The 20509-nt window shown below is 71.0% G+C and carries 15 protein-coding genes; 4 read left to right on the top strand and 11 right to left on the bottom strand.

Annotated features, from left to right (window positions below; genetic code table 11):
- The 3 genes from AOK11_RS15990 to AOK11_RS15980 all read left to right on the top strand — a co-directional run.
- A partial coding sequence (locus AOK11_RS15990; protein ID WP_055594392.1) for a glycoside hydrolase family 2 TIM barrel-domain containing protein occupies positions 1-3935 on the top strand: 3935 nt, incomplete at its 5' end.
- 221 nt (positions 3936-4156) lie between these two features.
- Positions 4157-5695: an AlkA N-terminal domain-containing protein gene (locus AOK11_RS15985; RefSeq protein WP_055594391.1), complete on the top strand. Its 1539-nt coding sequence runs from the start codon at positions 4157-4159 to the stop codon at positions 5693-5695.
- Between the two features lie 61 nt (positions 5696-5756).
- Positions 5757-6347 carry a methylated-DNA--[protein]-cysteine S-methyltransferase gene (locus AOK11_RS15980; RefSeq protein WP_079034879.1) on the top strand — a complete coding sequence of 197 codons (591 nt, stop codon included), beginning with the start codon at positions 5757-5759 and terminating at the stop codon, positions 6345-6347.
- Here the strand turns inward: AOK11_RS15980 and AOK11_RS15975 are convergent.
- Positions 6295-7128, bottom strand: a complete 834-nt coding sequence (locus AOK11_RS15975) for an MHYT domain-containing protein (RefSeq protein ID WP_055594396.1) — start codon at positions 7126-7128, stop codon at positions 6295-6297. The genes AOK11_RS15980 and AOK11_RS15975 overlap by 53 nt on opposite strands.
- A gap of 220 nt (positions 7129-7348) precedes the next feature.
- Positions 7349-7852, bottom strand: coding sequence for an NUDIX domain-containing protein (locus AOK11_RS15970; RefSeq protein ID WP_055594390.1), 504 nt, complete (start codon positions 7850-7852; stop codon positions 7349-7351).
- A 319-nt stretch (positions 7853-8171) separates the two neighbouring features.
- Between AOK11_RS15970 and AOK11_RS15965 the strand changes: the two genes are divergently transcribed.
- Positions 8172-9368, top strand: coding sequence for a glycerate kinase (locus tag AOK11_RS15965; RefSeq protein ID WP_420902994.1), 1197 nt, complete (start codon positions 8172-8174; stop codon positions 9366-9368).
- Positions 9369-9607: 239 nt separating this feature from the next.
- Here the strand turns inward: AOK11_RS15965 and pssA are convergent, their stop codons facing one another.
- The 9 genes from pssA to AOK11_RS15920 all read right to left on the bottom strand — a co-directional run.
- Positions 9608-10423, bottom strand: coding sequence for a CDP-diacylglycerol--serine O-phosphatidyltransferase (gene pssA, locus AOK11_RS15960; RefSeq protein WP_055594394.1), 816 nt, complete (start codon positions 10421-10423; stop codon positions 9608-9610).
- A gap of 25 nt (positions 10424-10448) precedes the next feature.
- Positions 10449-11105, bottom strand: a complete 657-nt coding sequence (locus AOK11_RS15955; protein WP_055594389.1) for a phosphatidylserine decarboxylase — start codon at positions 11103-11105, stop codon at positions 10449-10451.
- 170 nt (positions 11106-11275) lie between these two features.
- On the bottom strand, positions 11276-12481 hold the full coding sequence (locus AOK11_RS15950; protein WP_055594388.1) for an acyl-CoA dehydrogenase family protein: 1206 nt from the start codon (positions 12479-12481) through the stop codon (positions 11276-11278).
- A 3-nt stretch (positions 12482-12484) separates the two neighbouring features.
- Entirely contained in the window at positions 12485-13012 is a 528-nt protein-coding gene (locus AOK11_RS15945) for a MaoC family dehydratase (protein ID WP_055594387.1), read from the bottom strand.
- Between the two features lie 5 nt (positions 13013-13017).
- Positions 13018-13992 carry an HpcH/HpaI aldolase/citrate lyase family protein gene (locus AOK11_RS15940; protein WP_055594386.1) on the bottom strand — a complete coding sequence of 325 codons (975 nt, stop codon included), beginning with the start codon at positions 13990-13992 and terminating at the stop codon, positions 13018-13020.
- The gene (locus AOK11_RS15935) at positions 13989-16016 is read right to left on the bottom strand and encodes a protein meaA (RefSeq protein ID WP_055594385.1); all 2028 of its coding nucleotides are present in this window, start codon (positions 16014-16016) and stop codon (positions 13989-13991) included. The genes AOK11_RS15940 and AOK11_RS15935 overlap by 4 nt, the downstream gene beginning before the upstream one ends.
- A 10-nt stretch (positions 16017-16026) precedes the next feature.
- Positions 16027-17370, bottom strand: coding sequence for a crotonyl-CoA carboxylase/reductase (ccrA, locus tag AOK11_RS15930; RefSeq protein ID WP_055594384.1), 1344 nt, complete (start codon positions 17368-17370; stop codon positions 16027-16029).
- 483 nt (positions 17371-17853) lie between these two features.
- Positions 17854-18666: a TetR family transcriptional regulator gene (locus tag AOK11_RS15925; RefSeq protein WP_055594393.1), complete on the bottom strand. Its 813-nt coding sequence runs from the start codon at positions 18664-18666 to the stop codon at positions 17854-17856.
- 169 nt (positions 18667-18835) lie between these two features.
- Positions 18836-20509: 3-hydroxyacyl-CoA dehydrogenase family protein (locus AOK11_RS15920; protein ID WP_055594383.1), on the bottom strand; the 1674-nt coding region annotated here is incomplete at its 5' end.

The following is a 20509-nucleotide window of genomic DNA, read 5'->3' as shown; positions in this document are numbered from 1 at the left end:
CCGCACGGCCGCCCGTCAGCCGCCGCCGCCTGCTGGAGGGGGGAGCCGCCCTCCTCGGCGCGTTCGCCCTGTCCACGGCGCCCGCCGACGCGCACGCCGCCGGCCGGAGAACCGCGGCCGACGACGCGCCGGACGGCAGCCCCGCCGCGGACAACGGGCCGGAGTGGAACGGCGACATCGCCGTCTTCCGGCTCGGCACCGAGCCTCCGCACACCACGCTCATGCCGTACGCGGACCTCGAACAGGCCCTCGCCGCCGACCGCACCCGCTCGCCGTACCGGCTGAGCCTCGACGGCACCTGGAAGTTCGCCCACGCCGACCGCCCCGAGGACCGCGACCCCGACTTCCACCGCCCCGACCTCGACGACAGCTCCTGGGACAGCATCCCCGTCCCCTCCTGCTGGCAGCTGCACGGCTACGACGCGCCGATCTACGTCAACATCACCTACCCATGGTGGGGTGCCAACGGCCTCGGCGAGGAGGCGCGGCCACCGGCCGCCCCGACCCGCTTCAACCCCGTCGGCCAGTACCGGCGCACCTTCACCGTGCCCCGCGACTGGACGGGGACGGGACGGCGCACCTTCCTGCACTTCGAGGGGGTCAAGTCCGCCCACTACGTGTGGATCAACGGCACGCTCGTGGGCTACCACGAGGACTCCTACACCTCCGCCGAGTACGACATCACCGAGCACCTGAAGCCCGGCACCAACCGGATCGCCGTCGAGGTCTACCGCTATTCGGACGGCGACTGGCTGGAGGACCAGGACATGATCCGGCTGAGCGGCATCTTCCGCTCGGTGCACCTCTACTCCACTCCCGCCGTCCACCTGCGCGACTTCCGTCTGGACACCCCGCTGGCCGACGCCCACACGACCGCCGCACTGAAGGTCACCGCCCAGGTGCGGGACTGCTCGGGCGGGAAGGGAGCGGGCCGGTACACCGTCGAGACCCAGCTCTACGACGCCCGGGGCCACGCCGTCTGGCCCCGGCCCCTGCAGTCGGCCGCCGACACCCGCTCCGTACCCGCAGGGCAGGACGTCACCGTGGAGGCGTCCAGGGCCGTGCCCGACCCGCGGCTCTGGTCGGCCGAACACCCGTACCTCTACACGGCGGTGCTCCGGCTGCGGGACCCCTCCGGCAGGGTGACCGAGACCCTCTCGCACCGGGTCGGCCTGAGGGAGTTCGCCCTCACGGACGGCCTGATGAGGATCAACGGCAAGCCGGTCTCGTTCCGGGGCACCAACCGCCACGAGATGCACCCCGACCGAGGCATGTCCCTCACCCGCGCGGACATGGTCAAGGACATCGGGATCGTCAAGCGGCTCAACATGAACACCGTCCGCACCTCCCACTACCCCAACAACCCGCTCTGGCTCGAACTCGCCGACGAGTACGGCCTGTACCTCGTGGGCGAGACCAACCTCGAGACCCACGGCATCCGCGGCGAGTACCCCGGCAGCCACCCCGACTGGACCGAGGCGTGCGTGGCTCGGGCGCAGAACATGGTGCACCGCGACAAGAACCATCCCTCGGTGGTCATCTGGTCGCTCGGCAACGAGGCCGGCGGCGGCACCACCTTCAACGCCATGCACGACTGGATCCGCTCCTACGACGCCACCCGCGTCATCCAGTACGAGGGCGACGACCGTCCCGGCATCAGCGACATCCGCTCGAAGATGTACGAGAGCCCCGCCCGTGTCGAGGAGAGAGCCGAGGACACCGGCGACACCCGGCCGTACGTGATGATCGAGTATTCGCACGGGATGGGGAACTCTAACGGCAACTTCAAGAAGTACTGGGACGTCGTCCGCCGGCACGACGTGCTCCAGGGCGGCTGGATCTGGGACTTCGCCGACCAGGCGCTGCGCCACCCCGCCCCGGCGCGCATCCGGCTCACCGAGTCGGGGCCCGCCCGTCTGCGGGGCGAGATCGTCAACCCCAGCGGCACGTTCTCCCGCGCCCGCGGCATCTCCGGCGGAACCGTCTTCGCCCGCGACGAACGCCTCGACCTCACCGGCTCGTTGACCCTGGAGGCATGGATCGTCCCCAAGGTGACGGGATATCACCAGCCGATCATCGTCAAGGGGGACACCCAGTACGCGCTCAAGCAGAGCGGCGGCAACCTGGAGTTCTTCGTCCACGGCGGCGGCCAGTGGATCACGGCCAACTGGGGCCTCCCGGCCGACTGGACCGGGCGCGAGCACCACATCGCCGGAATCTACGACGCGGAAGCGGGCACGCTCACGCTGTACGCCGACGGCGTGGTGCGGGCCACCCGGACCACCTCCCGCGGTCCCGACGTCAACACCGCGCCGCTCTCCCTCGCCACCGATGTCGACAACCCCACCCGGGAGTTCAGCGGCACCATCCGGCGCGCCCGGGTGTACGCGCGTGCTCTCGGTGCCCCCGAACTGGCCTCGGAGGACCGGCGTCCAGGTGACGAAGGGGTGCGGTTCTGGTTCGACGCGGCCGACGCCGAGCACGCCGAACTGCAGCCCCGGGGAAAGGACTTCTTCGCCTACGGCGGCGACTGGGGCGACAACCCCAACGACGGCGCCTTCTCCGGTGACGGCATCGTCACCGCGGACCGCCGCCACACCGGAAAGGCCGCCGAGGTCAAGCGGATCCACCAGGCCGTCCACGTCACGCCCGCGTCCGGCTCCAGCGGTGTGCCCACCTCGGGGCGCGTCACCCTCACCAACGAGTACCTGTTCACCAATCTCCGTGAATTAAAAGGTAGTTGGTCCCTCATGGCCGACGGGAAGGCCGTACAGCGAGGCAGGCTCACCCGCAGCCAGTTGAACGTGCCACCCTCGTCCGCCAAGGACATCACCCTGCCCGTGCGGCTGCCGCGGAACCCGGCACCCGGCACCGAGTACTTCGTGCAGCTGTCCTTCACCACCCGGGAACGCACCGCATGGGCCGACGCCGGATTCGAGGTGGCCGCCCAGCAGCTCCCCGTCGACGCGGGCAGCCCGGCCGTGACCCCCGTACCGCTGGAAAGCGTCCCGGCACTGCGCCACGACGACGGCGACCAGGCCGTCACGGTCCGGGGCAAGGACTTCTCCGTCACCGTCGACAAACGCAGCGGCGTCATCACCTCCTACGAGGCCGGTGGACTACGCCTGATCGACTCCGGCCCCGTGCCGAACTTCTGGCGGGCGCCCACCGACAACGACCGGGGCAACGGCCAGCACACCCGCAACCAGACCTGGCGCGACGCCGGTACCCGGCGTGAGGTGACGGACGTGCGGGTGCGGGCCCTGCGGGACCGGGCCGTCGAGATCCTGGTCACCGGAACCCTGCCCACCGCGACCGGGTCCACGTACACGACCACCTACACCGTCTTCGGCAACGGTGAGATCAAGGTCGGCAACACCCTGCACCCGGGCGCCCCGAACCTGCCGTACATCCCGGAGGTCGGCACCCTGCTGTTCCTGCCCCGGAGCCTGGACCGCCTGGACTACTACGGCCGCGGCCCGGAGGAGAACCACTGGGACCGTGCCGACGGCACCGACGTCGGGCTGTACTCCGGCACCGTCGCCGGCCAGTGGACGCCCTATCTGCGCCCGCAGGAGAACGGCAACAGGACCGAGGTGCGCTGGGTGGCGCTGACCGGCCGTGACGGACGCGGCCTGCTCGCCGGCGGCGAACCGCTGCTCGAGGTCAACGCCTCGCACTTCACCCCGGAGGACCTGTCGGCCGGGGTGCGGCACGACTACCAGCTCACCCCGCGCGACGCCGTCGTGCTGCGGCTGAACCACCGGCAGATGGGTGTCGGCGGAGACAACAGCTGGGGCGCCCACACCCACGACGAGTACAAGCTCTTGGCGAACCGCGACTACGCGTACACCTACCGGCTGCGCCCGCTGACCGACGTGGACGAGGCGACGGCGCTGTCCCGGCGTCCGACAGCGGAGGAGTTCACCGACTAGAGGGGGCGCGGGGCCGGCCCCGGCAGCTGCCACGGGGCCGGCGCGGTCACTCGGCCGCGTCGGGCCCCGGGCCGGCGCGGCCGTCGTACACGACGAACCTGCGACCGTGCCGTGCCCACGGTCGTACGGGTCGGCTCGGCGAACCGGGGCGGTGCAGGCCGACCGAGGATCATGTCGGATTTCCGCGAGACCGGGCCCGTCCCGTCCCCGATGCTGGACCCATGCAGAAGGGGATGCACACCGACACCGAACGCTGCGTGCGTGCCGTCCGGTCCAAGGACGCGCGGTTCGACGGCTGGTTCTTCACCGCCGTCCTCACCACCGGCATCTACTGCCGGCCCAGCTGCCCGGTGGTACCGCCCAAGCCCGAGAACATGGTCTTCCATCCGAGCGCGGCGGCCTGTCAGCAGGCGGGGTTCCGGGCCTGCAAGCGGTGCCGCCCCGACACCAGCCCCGGCTCACCGGAGTGGAACCAGCGGGCCGACGCCGTGGCCCGCGCCATGCGGCTGATCGCCGACGGGACCGTGGACCGGGAGGGGGTGCCCGGCCTCGCCGCCCGGCTCGGCTACAGCACCCGGCAGGTGGAACGCCAGCTGCTCGCCGAGCTGGGCGCGGGGCCCCTCGCCCTCGCACGGGCCCAGCGCGCGCAGACCGCGCGGCTGCTCATCGAGACGACCACCCTGCCGATGACGGAGATCGCCTTCGCCGCCGGCTTCTCCTCCGTCCGCACCTTCAACGACACCGTGCGCGAGGTCTTCGCCCTGGCCCCGAGCGACCTGCGCGCCCGCGCGCCGAAACGGGCCCCCGGTCCGGCGGGCACTCCGGGTCCCGCCGGAACCACCGGTACCCCCGCCTCCACCGGTACCCCGGCCGCACTGTCGCTGCGCCTGCCGTTCCGGGCCCCGCTCACTCCCGACAACCTCTTCGGCCACCTCGCCGCCACCGCCGTACCCGGTGTGGAGGAGTGGCGGGACGGTGCCTACCGGCGCACCCTGCGGCTGCCGCACGGGCACGGCTTCGTGGCCCTGGCCCCGCGGCCCGACCACATCGCCTGCCGCCTCACCCTCACCGACCCGCGGGACCTCACCGTCGCCATCAGCCGCTGCCGCCGCCTGCTCGACCTGGACGCCGACCCGGTGGCCGTCGACGACCGGCTGCGCACCGACCCGGTGCTCGCGCCCCTGGTGGACAAGGCGCCCGGACGCCGGGTCCCGCGCACGGTCGACGAGGCGGAGTTCGCCGTCCGGGCCGTGCTCGGGCAGCAGGTCTCCACCGCGGCCGCCCGCACCCACGCGGCCCGCCTGGCCACCGCGTACGGCGAACCGGTGGACGACCCGGACCCGGAGGGCGGACTCACCCACCTCTTCCCGTCGCCCGGGGCGCTCGCGGACCTGGACCCCGAGACCCTGGCCCTGCCCCGCGCCCGCCGAGCCACCCTCACCACCCTGGTGCGCGCACTCGTGGACGGCGGCCTGCGCCTGGGCGTGGAGAGCGACTGGCCCGAGGCTCGCGCGAAGCTCCTCGCCCTCCCGGGCTTCGGCCCCTGGACCGCCGACGTCATCGCCATGCGCGCCCTCGGCGACCCCGACGCCTTCCTCCCCACCGACCTCGGCATCCGCCGGGCCGCCCGGGAACTCGGCCTGCCCTCCACCCCCGCCGCGCTCACCGCACGCGCGGCGGCCTGGCGGCCCTGGCGGGCGTACGCGGTGCAGTACCTGTGGGCGACGGACAGCCACCCGATCAACGTCCTGCCGGCATGAGGACGTGCGAGCACCGACGAAGCGGATCAAGCAGATGAAACCGATGAACCAGATGAAACCGATGAAGCGGCACACCGTGATCGACAGCCCGTACGGCCCGCTGACGCTCGTCGCCGACGACGACGGCGTCCTGTGCGGCCTCTACATGACCGACCAGCGTCACCGCCCGCCGGAGGAGACCTTCGGCGACCGCGTCGATCCGGGCCGCGCCGCCGCTCCCGCCGCGAGGGCCTTCGCCGACGCCGGGGAACAACTGGAGGCCTACTTCGCGGGCGGACTGAAGGAGTTCACTCTGGAACTGCGTCCGCACGGCACCCCGTTCCAGCGCCGCGTCTGGGATCTGCTGACGGACATCCCCTACGGCGAGACCCGCACGTACGGCGAACTCGCCGGGGCCCTCGGCAATCCGAAGGCGTCCAGGGCCGTCGGACTGGCCAACGGCCGCAACCCGATCGGCATCGTGATCCCCTGCCACCGGGTCATCGGCGCGAGCGGCGGCCTCACCGGATACGGGGGAGGCCTGGACCGCAAGCAGCGACTGCTGGACTTCGAGCGGGGCCGGCCGGCCCTGTTCCGGCAGCCGCCGCCCTCCGGCTCCGTCAGGGGCCCTCGTACCGGTGCGACACGGGCGAGGGGGACTGCCCGGGGGTGAAGCCGCCCGTCGCGGGCCGCACCGCACGGAACTGTTCGTCGTTCCCGAGCACCATCTCGGGATCGAACATGACGACCACCGCGGCCAGGACGAGGACCGCCACCGGGCCGGCGAGCATGGCCAGGAGGAAGGACATCAGGCCGACCGAGGACTGCGAGGACGTGCCGGCGTGCTCGAGGTGCACGCTCACGGCGGCCATGCCCGTGTAGTGCATGCCGGTCACCGCGACACCCATCACGAGGCTCGCCCCCAGGCTCGCCCAGAGCCCTCGGACGGAGACCGCCGCCCACAGCGCCGCCGTGGCCGCGACCACGGCGATCAGGACGGACAGCGCCACGGTCACCGTGTCGTAGCGGATGGTGCCGCCGGCGTCCATGGCGGCCATGCCGATGTAGTGCATGGCCGCGACGCCCAGTCCCGTGATGAGACCGGCCGTGCCCAGGACGGCCGGGCGGGCGCCGCGGTAGCCGACCAGGAACACACCGATGGCGACGACGGCGATCGCGACGGCCAGACTCAGCAGGGTCAGCCGGGTGTCGTAGTCGACGACCGCGCCGTTGACGCTGAAGCCGATCATCGCGACGAAGTGCATCGTCCAGATGCCGCAGCCGAGGGACACGGCTCCCAGGCTGAGCCAGCCGATTCTCCGGCTCTGCTGCGCCCCGCGGCGCATGGACCGCACGGTGCAGCGCAGGCCCAGCGCCGACCCCAGGCACGCCATCAGGTAGGAGATGACGGGAGTCACCGCTCCGTAGTGGAAATCGGTCAGTGTGGCGGTCACGATCACATGCCTTTCGCGGACCGTGTTCGCCACAGGAGGGCGAACACATGCGGCAGAGGAGAGAGGCATCGAAATCGAGCCACGTGGCTGAATTATTCACACATCAACCGGTGGTGCCTACATTTATGCGCTGTGTGATCCGTCACGGAGGGCGGTGACATGCTTTCGCACCGTGTTCATCGGGGCGCCGTCCTGCCTTCCGGACATCGTTGAATCATGATCAGTTCGCCCGACGTCCCTCCTCCAGCTCCGCGGTGCCCGAGCCGTCGGCGAGGACGTCCAGCGCGGTCAGCACGCGGCGCCCGAGGGAACCAGGGAGATGTCCGGCCAGATCCGCGCGCGGCACGAGCCGCCAGGACAGCAGTTCTTCCTCCTGCAGGCGGATCGCCGCGAGATCGTCCGCGCCGAGCACTCCGCCGTCGTACAGGTACGCCACCACCGGCGGCCGTCCGGCCCCGCGCACCCAGTCCACGACCAGCAGCCGTCCGAGCTCACGGTCCAGCCCGATCTCCTCGGCCGTCTCGCGCCGTGCCCCCTGACGGGGGGTCTCCCCGTCGTCCGACTCGATCGTGCCGCCGGGCAGCGCCCACCCCTCACGGTAGTTCGGCTCGACGAGCAGCACGCGGCCCTCGCCGTCCCGGAAGAGGGCGGCGGCGCCGGCGAGGACACGGGGGAGCGAGGCGATATAGGTGGCGTAATCCTGAACGTCCTGGGTGGTGGTCATGCGGGAAGGGTAGTGGCGGCGTACGGCCGCACCGCGGCCGAGAAGCCCGGCCGGCCAGGGCGCACGGCAGCACACGCCGGTCCCGCGGCCGGCACCGGACGGCGCACGCGCCGGGGGCACGGAGGCCCCGCCGGAGCCCGGCTCACACCCGGTGCGACCGGCCCCGCCCGCGCCCGACCTCCCTCCCGGCCTCCGCACGCCCGACGCCGTTCCCCGGGCTGGGCAGGGACATGACGGTCCGGGGAAGCGAGGGCTAGGGTCGGCGGGGGCGCGACTGACCCGGCATACGCACGGGCCCGGAGAGTAAGGGATGGCGGAAGTGGCGGACGCTGCAGTGAGCGGTACTCGGTCAGCACGGTCAGCACGGTCAGCACGGTCGGAGGCGCCGGCGCGGCGGGTACTCGTCGCCGCGGACAAGTTCAAGGGATCGCTGACGGCCGTGGAGGTCGCCGAGCGGGTGACCGCCGGGCTGCGGCGGGCGGTGCCCGGTCTCGAGGTCGAGGCGCTTCCCGTGGCCGACGGCGGCGACGGCACGGTGGCCGCGGCGGTCGCGGCCGGGTTCGACCGGCGGGAGGTACGGGTCACCGGCCCCCTCGGTGACGGGGTCACCGCGGTGTTCGCGCTGCGCGGCGACACCGCCGTGGTGGAGATGGCGGAGGCCAGCGGCCTCCAGCGGCTGCCGGGCGGCGTACTCGCGCCGCTGACGGCGTCCACGTACGGATCCGGCGAGTTGCTGACCGCCGCGCTGGACGCGGGCGCGCGGACCCTCGTGTTCGGCGTCGGCGGCAGTGCCACCACGGACGGCGGCGCCGGCATGCTGGCCGCGCTGGGCGCCCGCTTCCTGAAGGCCGACGGCGAGCCGGTGGCGCCGGGCGGCGCCGGTCTCGCCGAGCTGGCCTCGGCGGATCTGTCGGGCCTGGACCCGCGCCTCGGCGAGGTCGCGTTCGTGCTCGCCAGCGATGTCGACAACCCGCTGACCGGCCCGAAGGGCGCCCCCGCGGTCTACGGCCCGCAGAAGGGCGCTTCCCCGGAGGACGTGCGGCGGCTGGACGCGGCACTCGCGCACTTCGTGAAGGTGCTGGAGGAGCCGGCCGGGGCCGGGGCCACCGAGTTCGCCGCCTCGCCCGGTGCGGGCGCGGCCGGCGGCATCGGATACGGCGCACTGCTCCTCGGGGCCCGGTTCCGGCCCGGTATCGAGGTCATGCTGGACGTCCTCGGCTTCGCACCCGCGCTGGAGCGGGCCGACCTCGTGATCACGGGTGAGGGCTCACTGGACGAGCAGACCCTGCACGGCAAGGCCCCGGCGGGGGTGGCCGCCGCGGCCCGCGCCGCCGGCAAGGAGGTCGTCGCGGTGTGCGGGCGGCTCGCACTGCCTCCGGAGGCGCTGGGGCGGGCGGGGATCCGGCGGGCGTACGCGCTGACCGACCTCGAGCCGGACGTGGCGACGTGCATCGCGGAGGCGGGCCCGCTCCTGGAACGCACCGCGGAGCGGATCGCACGGGACTTCCTGAGCTGAGGCGGCCCGGCCGCGCATACCGGTGGCTCCGCCCCCGGGCCCCCGGCCCGTCCGGCCCGGTCGGTGAGAAGGACCGGGCGAGGGCTGCTCTTCCGGCTCACCGGGCCGGATGGTGGGCGGACACGGGCCGGGACGCAGGGGCGAAGCCCCCGGCGGGCCGCACCCACCACCAGATACCAGATGCCCGCAAAGCAAAGGGCCCCGGACCCTGCAGGGTCCGGGGCCCGAAGCGACAAGCGTTACGGCTGCGCCGCCCGTGCCTCGCGACGGTTGCCGCGGAAGTTGTTCACCCGGCGAGCCGTGGCGAACAGCGGGATCACCGCGCCCATCACCAGCTGCAGCGCGCAGCCGGTCTGCAGGAGCAGCTGGCCGCTCGGGGCGTCGAAGGCCCAGGCCGCCAGCAGGCCCATGGCCAGCACGATCCAGGAGAGCATCGCCACCGCGAGGGGGCCCCGCGGCTTCGGGTACTCGACCCGGCTCACCATCAGCCAGGCCGTGCCCAGGATCGCCAGAACCGTCGCCACGAACGGCAGCTCCAGCAGCACGATCGAGACGATGGTCAGCGCCCCGAACGGCGACGGCATGCCCTGGAAGGTGCCGTCCTTGACGGTGACGCAGGAGAACCGCGCAAGTCTCAGCACCACCGCCAGCAACACCACGATCGCCCCGACCGCGGCCACCCTCTGGTGCGCGTCGTCCGCGACCATGCCGTACACGAGGACGAAGTACGCCGGGGCCAGACCGAAGCTGATCAGGTCCGAGAGGTTGTCGAGCTCCGCGCCCATGGGGGAGGAGCGCAGCTTGCGGGCCACCAGGCCGTCGAAGAGGTCGAAGACCGCCGCGCACAGCATGAGGATCACGGCGGTGGCCGCGCTGTGGCGGGCCATCCCGCTCTCCTGGCTGCCCGTGAGGTGCGGGATCAGGATGCCGGTGGTGGTGAAGTACACCGCCATGAAGCCACAGGTGGCGTTGCCGAGGGTGAGGGTGTCCGCTATCGACAGGCGGAGTGAGAGGGGCATCTCCTCCTCGTCGTCCGCCTCGTCGGCGTCGGGCACCCAGCCGATCTGCGCCTTCTCCGGATCAATCACGGTCAATGCGAGTCACCCCAGCCACGGTCTTCTGGCCCACCTCGACGTCGATCTCCACACCCTCGGGCAGGTAGAGGTCGACACGCGAGCCGAACCGGATGAGACCGATCCGCTCGCCCTGCTCGACCTTGGTGCCCTCGGGCAGGTAGGGGACGATGCGGCGGGCCACCGCCCCGGCGATCTGGATCATCTCGATGTCACCGAGCTCGGTGTCGAAGTGCCAGACGACGCGCTCGTTGTTCTCGCTCTCCTTGTTGAAGGCGGGAACGAATCCACCGGGAATGTGCTCGACCGACGTCACCGTGCCGGCCAGCGGGGCGCGGTTGACGTGAACGTTGAGCGGGCTCATGAAGATCGCGACACGGGTCCGACCGTCCTTCCACGGCATGATGCTCTGCACCACACCGTCGGCGGGCGAGATGACCCGGCCCCGGGTGATCTCGCGCTCGGGGTCGCGGAAGAACCACAGCATCCCCGCCGCGAGAGCGGTGGCGGGGACGGCTACGGCCTTGGCGGCACCCGAGCGGCGGGCGCGGACCAGGCTGACGGCTGCGGTGGCGACGGTCGGCAGGAGCCACGGCGATGCTCCGCGCGCGAGGCGCACGCCGGCGAGGCTGTCGCGAGATGCAGAGGTGTTGCTGTGGGGCATGGATGACCTTCGTAGCGGATAGTGCCGCGCATGGACAGGGGACGGCGGCTTTCCGGCGATCGTAGCGGCTCCGGCCGACAACTGGGTAAGCCAGGCAGTCGAGTCGGTGACCGGAGAGTGCTGACGGGGTGTGATCCTCTATTCCCAGAAAACACCCCGTATCCTGACATTCAGCCCTGGAATCGATACTCTTCGAGCAGTCTGCGGCCGATGATCATCTTCTGGATCTCTGCGGTGCCCTCGCCGATCAGCAGCATGGGCGCCTCGCGGTAGAGGCGCTCGATCTCGTACTCCTTGGAGAAGCCGTAGCCGCCGTGGATCCGGAAGGCGTCCTCGACGACCTCCTTGCAGTACTCGGACGCGAGGTACTTGGCCATCCCCGCCTCCAGGTCGTTTCGTTCTCCGGAGTCCTTTTTGCGTGCGGCGTTCACCATCATCGCATGCGCGGCCTCCACCTTGGTAGCCATCTCCGCGAGCTTGAACTGAATGGCCTGGTGCTGGGCGATCTGCTTGCCGAACGTGTGCCGCTGCTGGGCGTACCGGACCCCGAGCTCGAAGGCGCGCTGGGCGACACCGCAGCCCCGCGCCGCCACATTGACGCGGCCGACCTCGACGCCGTCCATCATTTGGTAAAAACCGCGGCCGGTGACCCCGCCGAGCACGCGGTCCGCCGGAATGCGCAGTCCGTCCATGAGGAGCTCGGTGGTGTCGACGCCCTTGTAGCCCATCTTGTCGATCTTGCCCGGGATGGTCAGCCCGGGCCGCACCTCGCCGAATCCGGGCTCCTTCTCCACCAGGAAGGTCGTCATCGACTTGTGCGGCGCCGTGCCCTCGGGGTGTCCTTCGTCACTCCTGACCAGAACGGCCACCAGGGACGACGTACCGCCGTTCGTCAGCCACATCTTCTGGCCGTTCAGGACGTACGTGTCGCCGTCCTTCACCGCCTTCGACGAGATCGCCGACACGTCGGAACCCAGCGCCGGCTCCGACATGGAGAACGCGCCCCGGATGTCGCCGGCCGCCATGCGCGGCAGGAAGTGGTCCTTCTGCTCCTGCGTGCCGTGCTGCTTGAGCATGTACGCCACGATGAAGTGCGTGTTGATGATGCCGGACACCGACATCCAGCCGCGCGCGATCTCCTCCACGCACAGGGCGTACGTGAGCAGCGACTCGCCCAGCCCCCCGTACTCCTCGGGGATCATCAGACCGAACAGGCCGAGTTCCTTCAGGCCGTCGACGATCTGCTGCGGGTACTCGTCGCGGTGCTCCAGCCCGGTCGCGACCGGGATGATCTCCTTGTCCACGAAGTCCCGGACGGTGGAGAGGATCTCCCGCTGGACGTCCGTGAGGCCGTGGGTCTGGGCAAGACGGCTCATCTTCTACTTCTCCTGCTCCCGCTTCGACATGTCCAGCGGCTCCGGGCGGCCGGGCTGCTCGCCGCCGCGCTCCTTGATGTACGTCTCGGTCGGCACCATCACCTTGCGGCGGAACACGCACACCAGGGTGCCGTCCTGCTTGTAGCCCCTGGTCTCGACGTGGACGATGCCGCGGTCGTTCTTCGACTTCGACGGCCGCTTGTCGAGCACGGTCGTCTCGCCGTAGACCGTGTCGCCGTGGAAGGTCGGCGTCACGTGCCGCAGCGACTCGATCTCCAGGTTGGCGATCGCCTTCCCGGAGACGTCCGGCACCGACATGCCGAGCAGCAGCGAGTAGATGTAGTTGCCCACGACGACGTTCTTGCCGAAGTCCGTCGTCTTCTCCGCATAGTTGGTGTCCATGTGGAGGGGGTGGTGGTTCATGGTGAGGAGACAGAAGAGGTGGTCGTCGTACTCCGTGACCGTCTTCCCGGGCCAGTGCTTGTAGACCGCGCCGACCTCGAACTCCTCGTAGGTGCGTCCGAACTGCATCGCGCTCAGGCCTCCGGGATCTCGAACGTGCTGGTGCGCCGCATGCCGGCGGCCCGGCCCTTGCCGGAGACGACCAGGGCCATCTTGCGGCTGGCCTCGTCGATCATCTCGTCGCCGAGCATCGCGGAGCCCTTCTTGCCGCCCGCCTCGGACGTGTAGTAGTCGTACGCGTCCAGGATCAGCTCGGCGTGGTCGTAGTCCTCCTGGGAGGGCGAGAAGATCTCGTTGGACGCCTCGACCTGGCCCGGGTGGAGCACCCACTTGCCGTCGAAGCCGAGGGCGGCGGCGCGCCGGGCGACCTCGCGGTAGCCGTCGACGTTGCGGATCTGCAGGTAGGGGCCGTCGATCGCCTGGAGGTTGTTGGCGCGGGCGGCCATCAGGATCTTCATCAGGATGTAGTGGTAGGCGTCCGCCGGGTAGCCGGGCGGCTGCTCGCCCACGACCAGCGACTTCATGTTGATCGACGCCATGAAGTCGGCCGGGCCGAAGATGATCGTCTCGACGCGCGGGGAGGCCTGCGCGATCTCGTTGACGTTGTTCAGCCCCTGGGCGTTCTCGATCTGCGCCTCGATGCCGATGCGGCCGACCTCGAAGCCCATGGTCTTCTCGATCTGGGTGAGCAGCAGGTCGAGCGCGACGACCTGCTGGGCGTCCTGGACCTTCGGCAGCATGATGCAGTCGAGGTTCGGGCCGGCGCCCTCGACGACGGTCACGACGTCACGGTACGTCCACTCGGTCGTCCAGTCGTTGACCCGGACCACGCGTGTCTTGCCGGTCCAGTCGCCCTCGTTGAGGAACTTGACGATGGTGTGCCGTGCCTCGGGCTTGGCGAGCGGCGCGCAGGCGTCCTCCAGGTCGAGGAAGACCTGGTCGGCCGGGAGGCCCTGGGCCTTCTCCAGGAAGCGCGGGTTCGAGCCGGGCACCGCCAGGCAGGAGCGCCGGGGGCGAAGGCGGTTGACCTGGGGAGCGGGGCTGGTCATACGGGGACCTCCAGGGGGTCGAGCTTGTTCGCGTTGCGGATCTCGTCGACGATACGGCCGATGATCCCGGTGATGTCGAAGTCCTTCGGGGTGAAGACCGCGGCCACTCCCGCGGCCCTGAGCTGCTCGGCGTCGGCGTTCGGGATGATCCCGCCGGCGATCACCGGAATGTCGGCCGCGCCGGCCTCGCGCAGCCGCTCCAGCACGTCCGGCACCAGCTGGGCGTGCGAGCCGGAGAGGATGGACAGGCCCACCGCGTGGACGTCCTCCGCGAGGGCGGCGTCCACGATCTGCTCCGGCGTGAGCCGGATGCCCTGGTAGACCACCTCGAACCCGGCGTCCCGGGCCCGCACGGCGATCTGCTCGGCGCCGTTGGAGTGCCCGTCCAGGCCCGGCTTGCCGACCAGGAAGCGCAGCTTGCCGACGCCGAGGTCACGCGCCGTCGCCTCCACCTTGCGGCGGACGCCGGCGAGTGCCGATCCCTCCTCGGCGGGGACGGCGACCGGCGCCGAGGACACCCCGGTCGGGGCGCGGTACTCGCCGAACACCTCGCGCAGGGCGCCGGCCCATTCGCCGGTCGTGGCCCCCGCGCGGGCGCACTCCAGGGTGGCCTCCATCAGGTTGCCGTCGCCCTTCGCGGCCTCCTTCAGCGCTTCCAGCGCCTTGCAGGGACGCGGGTGGTTGAACGGCGGCTGGTAGCGCGTGTCGCGCCAGCGGCCCAGCGCCTCCACCACCCGTGCCTCGACGGCCGGGTCGACGGTCTGGATCGCGGTGTCGAGATCGGCGGTCAGCGGGTTCGGCTCGGTGCCCTCGAAGGCGTTGACACCGATGATCTTCTCCTCGCCCGACTCGATCCGGGCCCGGCGCGCGGCGTGCGAGGAGACCAGCTGGGACTTGAGGTAGCCGGACTCGACGGCGGCCATCGCGCCGCCCATCTCCTCGATCCGCCCCATCTCGGCCAGCGACGCCTCGACCAGCTCCTCCACCTTGGCCTCGACCACCTTGGAGCCCTCGAAGAGGTCCCCGTACTCCAGCAGGTCGCTCTCGTAGGCGAGCACCTGCTGGATGCGCAGCGACCACTGCTGGTCCCAGGGGCGGGGCAGGCCCAGGGCCTCGTTCCAGGCCGGCAGCTGGACGGCACGCGCGCGTGCGTCCTTGGAGAGGGTCACGGCCAGCATCTCCAGCACGATCCGCTGGACGTTGTTCTCCGGCTGTGCCTCGGTCAGGCCGAGGGAGTTGACCTGGACGCCGTAGCGGAAGCGGCGGTGCTTGGGGTTCTCGATGCCGTACCGCTCGCGCGTGACGCGGTCCCAGATGCGGCCGAAGGCGCGCATCTTGCACATCTCCTCGACGAAGCGGACGCCCGCGTTGACGAAGAACGAGATACGGCCGACGACGTCGCCCATGCGCTCCGGCGGCACCTGCCCGGAGTCGCGCACGGCGTCGAGCACCGAGATCGCCGTGGACATCGCGTACGCGATCTCCTGGACCGGCGTGGCGCCCGCCTCCTGCAGGTGGTAGCTGCAGATGTTGATCGGGTTCCACTTCGGCAGGTGGGAGACCGTGTACGCGATCATGTCCGTCGTCAGGCGCAGGCTCGGCCCCGGCGGGAACACGTGGGTGCCGCGGGACAGGTACTCCTTGACGATGTCGTTCTGGGTCGTCCCCTGGAGCTTGGTGACGTCCGCGCCCTGCTCCTCGGCGACCACCTGGTAGAGCGCCAGCAGCCACATGGCGGTGGCGTTGATCGTCATCGAGGTGTTCATCTGCTCCAGGGGGATGTCCTGGAACAGCCTGCGCATGTCGCCGATGTGCGAGACCGGCACCCCGACCCGGCCGACCTCACCGCGGGCGAGGACGTGGTCGGGGTCGTAGCCGGTCTGCGTCGGCAGGTCGAACGCCACCGACAGACCGGTCTGGCCCTTGGCGAGGTTGCGCCGGTACAGCTCGTTCGACGCCTCGGCCGTGGAGTGACCGGCGTAGGTCCGCATGAGCCACGGACGGTCTTTCTGACGCTCTGTCATTCAACGGCCCTCAGATGTTCCGGAAGCGGTTGATGGCGTCCACGTGCTGTGCGCGCTTCTCGTGGTCGCGGACCCCCAGGCCCTCCTCGGGGGCCAGGCACAGCACGCCGACCTTGCCCTGGTGGAGGTTGCGGTGCACGTCGTAGGCGGCCTGGCCGGTGTCCTCGAGGGAGTAGACCCGCGACAGCGTGGGGTGGATCTTGCCCTTGGCGACGAGGCGGTTGGCCTCCCAGGCCTCGCGGTAGTTGGCGAAGTGGGAGCCGACGATCTTCTTCAGGGACATCCACAGGTACCGGTTGTCGTACTCGTGGTAGTAGCCCGAGGTCGAGGCGCAGGTGACGATGGTGCCGCCCTTGCGGGTGACGTACACGGAAGCCCCGAAGGTCTCGCGGCCGGGGTGCTCGAAGACGATGTCGACGTCCTCGCCGCCGGTGAGTTCGCGGATGCGCTTGCCGAAACGCTTCCACTCGCGCGGGTCCTGGGTGTGCTCGTCCTTCCAGAACCTGTAGCCCTCGGCGGTGCGGTCGATGATCGCCTCGGCGCCCATCGCCCGGCAGATGTCGGCCTTCTGCTCGCTGGAGACGACGCAGATCGGGTTGGCGCCGCCGGCCAGCGCGAACTGGGTGGCGTAGGAGCCGAGTCCGCCGCTGGCGCCCCAGATGAGCACGTTGTCGCCCTGCTTCATGCCGGCGCCGTTGCGGGAGACCAGCTGCCGGTAGGCGGTGGAGTTGACCAGGCCGGGGGCGGCGGCCTCCTCCCAGCTCAGGTGGTCCGGCTTCGGCATCAGCTGGTTGGACTTCACCAGGGCGATCTCCGCCAAGCCGCCGAAGTTGGTCTCGAAGCCCCAGATCCGCTGCTCCGGGTCGAGCATCGTGTCGTTGTGGCCGTCGCTGGACTCCAGCTCGACGGAGAGGCAGTGGGCGACGACCTCGTCGCCGGGGTGCCAGGCGTTGACGCCGGGGCCGGTGCGCAGCACGACGCCCGCGAGGTCCGAGCCGATGATGTGGTACGGCAGGTCGTGGCGCTTGGTCAGCTCGCTGAGCCTGCCGTAGCGCTCCAGGAAGCCGAAGGTCGACATCGGCTCGAAGATCGACGTCCACACCGAGTTGTAGTTGACCGAGGAGGCCATCACGGCCACCAGGGCCTCACCCGGCCCGAGTTCGGGCACGGGCACGTCGTCGAGGTGGATCGACTTGCGGGGGTCCTTGTCGCGGGTGGCGAGCCCGGAGAACATCTCCGTCTCGTCCTTGTGCACGGTGATCGCGCGGTACGACTCGGGCAGCGGGAGGGCGGCGAAGTCCTCCGACGTGGAGTCGGGCGACTGGATCGCGGCCAGGATGTCCTTGACGGTCACGGTGTTGCCTCCGGCGATGAGCAGCGCCCTGAGGGAGGGACGCTGAGGGTTACGTCGGTGCTGCTGAGGGTTCGAGGGGGATGCCGTCGGTTCGGCGGTGGTGCTTCGGCAGCGCTTGGTGGCGCGGGAGGGTGCCTGTGACGCAGGCGTCCGGGCGGGCAGGCCTTCCGGCTTGCTGGGACAGCCGGCGCACGAAGGGTCTCTGCGCGCCGGCCGCCCGGACTCCTTCAACGTATGGCACGCCGTGACAGCGCGCAAGGCACTGGGTGCCATGAATCGATCTCAGATGAAATCTTTACGTAACAAATGAGCGATGATCGATCGAATGGCTCCCGAAGAGGGCGTGAAAAGGGGTCCTGACATGGCAAAACGGCCACCCCGTGGGGTGGCCGTTTTGCCATAGCGGTGAGGCCCGTGCTCAGCGCCTCCTCAGCGCTTCTTCAGTGCTTTCTCGGCGCTCCTGCGGCGTTCCTGCGGCGCTCCTCAGTGGTCCTTCAGAGCCCGCTCGATGGTCCGCATCACCTCGTCCAGCGGGGCGTCGGTGCGGGCGACCGTCACCAGCACCTCGCCCTGGGCGGACACCGAGGCGGCCGGCGGTCTCGGCGGCACCGTGCGGCGGCCCGCCATGATCCCGTTCCCGAAGGTCTTGCGGACGATCGAGAAGGCGTGATCGAGCTCCGCCTCCACATCGCCCCGGCCGTCCGCCCTGAGCCAGCGCCGCAGCACGTGGTTGTGCGCGGTGACCACGGCGGACGCGGCGACCTCCGCCAGCAGCGGGTCGTCACCCGCGTCCTCGTCGTGCGCGTGCTCGTCGAAGTGGCCGAGCAGGTAACGGGTGAAGAGACGCTCGTAGCGGGCCACCGACGCGATCTCCGCCTCACGCAGGGTGGGCACCTCGCGGGTCAGCCGGTAGCGGGCGACCGAGATCTCCGGCCGCGCCGCGTACATCCGCATGACCTCCTTGATGCCGCGGCACACCGTGTCGAGCGGATGCTCGTGCGCCGGCGCCGCGTTGAGCACCGCCTCGGCGCGCACCAGCGTGTCGTCGTGATCGGGGAAGATCGCCTCTTCCTTGGACCGGAAGTGCCGGAAGAAGGTGCGGCGGGCGACCCCGGCCGCGGCCGCGATCTCGTCGACGGTGGTGGCCTCGTACCCCTTGGTCGCGAACAGCTCCATCGCGGCGGCCGCCAGTTCCCGGCGCATCTTCAGCCGCTGGGCGGCGGCACGACTGCCTGCGGCGCGTTCGGGCGGCTCGGCCGTGGCGGGTGTACGGGAGGACTTGGCGGGCTGGGACATGCCCCGAACGTACTGCATCCGCGCAGTTCGCCGCGCCGGACCGGGAACTCCCCCGCCCTCGGGGGGCGGGGGAGTGCTGCGGCCGGCGGGCGGCGGGAACCGGCCGGGTTCCAGCAGCCCGCCCCACTGGCCGTCGCCGCGGTACCAGTCGCCCAGGCGATGCGGCGGCTCAGCGCTTGGCATATTCGCGGAAGCCACGGCCGGTCTTGCGGCCGAGGCAGCCCGCGGCCACCAGGTGCTCCAGCAGCGGCGCCGGGGCGAGCCCCGGGTCGCGGAACTCGCGGTGCAGGACCTTCTCGATCGCGAGCGAGACGTCCAGCCCGACGACGTCCAGCAGCTCGAACGGGCCCATCGGGTAGCCGCCGCCCAGCTTCATCGCGGCGTCGATGTCGTCGATGTCGGCGTAGTGGTCCTGCACCATCTTGACCGCGTTGTTGAGGTACGGGAACAGCAGCGCGTTGACGATGAAACCGGCCCGGTCACCGCAGTCCACGGGGTGCTTGCGGATCGTCCGGCAGACCTCGCGCACCGTCGCGTGGACGTCGTCCCCGGTCAGCACCGTACGGACCACCTCGACCAGCTTCATGGCCGGCGCCGGGTTGAAGAAGTGCATGCCGATCACGTCCTGCGGGCGCGAGGTGGCGCGGGCACAGGCGATCACGGGCAGCGAGGACGTGGTGGTGGCGAGCACCGCGCCCGGCTTGCAGACCTTGTCCAGCGTCCCGAACAGCTGCCGCTTGACCTCCAGGTCCTCGGCGACCGCCTCGACCGCCAGGTCCACGTCGGCGAAGTCGTCGTAGGAGCCCGTCGGCCGGACCCGCTCCAGGGCCTGGGCGGCGGCCTCGGCGGTCATCCGCCCCTTGTCGACGGAACGCGCCAGGGACGTGCCGATCCGGGCCTTGGCACCCTGTGCCTTCTGCTCGGTGCGGGCGGCGAGGACCACGTGGTAGCCGGCCTTGGCGAACACCTCGGCGATGCCCGAGGCCATGGTGCCCGAGCCCGCCACGCCCACCGAACGGACCGGCCGGCCCTCGGCGAGCCGGCCGCTCTCCGACGGGGTCAGCGCGTCCCGCACGACAGCGGCGCTGCCCGGCTCCTCGTACGTGTAGAAGCCGCGCCCCGCCTTGCGGCCCGTCAGACCCGCCTCGCTCAGCTGCTTCAGGATCGGGGCCGGCGCGTGCAGCCGGTCGTGGGACTCCGCGTACATGGCTTCCAGGACCGTCCGCGCGGTGTCGACGCCGATCAGGTCGAGCAGCGCCAGCGGGCCCATCGGCAGACCGCAGCCCAGCCGCATCGCGGCGTCGATGTCCTCGCGGGAGGCGTAGTTCGACTCGTACATCGAGGCGGCCTGGTTGAGGTAGCCGAACAGCAGCCCGTCGGCGACGAATCCGGGCCGGTCGCCGACCGCGACCGGTTCCTTGCCGAGGTCCAGGGCCAGCCCGGTGACCGCGGTGACGGCCGCCGGCGAGGTCAGCACCGAGGAGACGATCTCCACCAGCTTCATCGCCGGGGCGGGGTTGAAGAAGTGCAGGCCCAGCACGCGCTCGGGGCGGGCCGAGTCGGCGGCGAGACGGGTGACCGACAGGGCGTTGGTACCCGTCGCCAGGATCGTCTCCGGCCGCACCACGGCGTCGAGTTCGCGGAAGATCTGCTGCTTGACCTCGTACGACTCCGGCGCCACCTCGATCACCAGGTCGGCGCCGGCCGCCGCCGCGAGGTCGGTGGAGGTGGTCACGCGGGCCAGCAGCTCCGTGCGCTGCTCCCCGGTGAGCCGGCCGCGCTCCACGGCACGGGCGGTCGAGGACTCCAGGACGGCGACGCACCGCGTGGCCTGGGCCGCGCT

This window comes from Streptomyces hirsutus, assembly GCF_001418415.1.
GTDB classification, from domain to species: Bacteria; Actinomycetota; Actinomycetes; order Streptomycetales; family Streptomycetaceae; genus Streptomyces; species Streptomyces hirsutus.
Note: the sequence above shows the minus strand (reverse complement) of the source record. Positions and strands in the feature narration are given on the sequence as shown.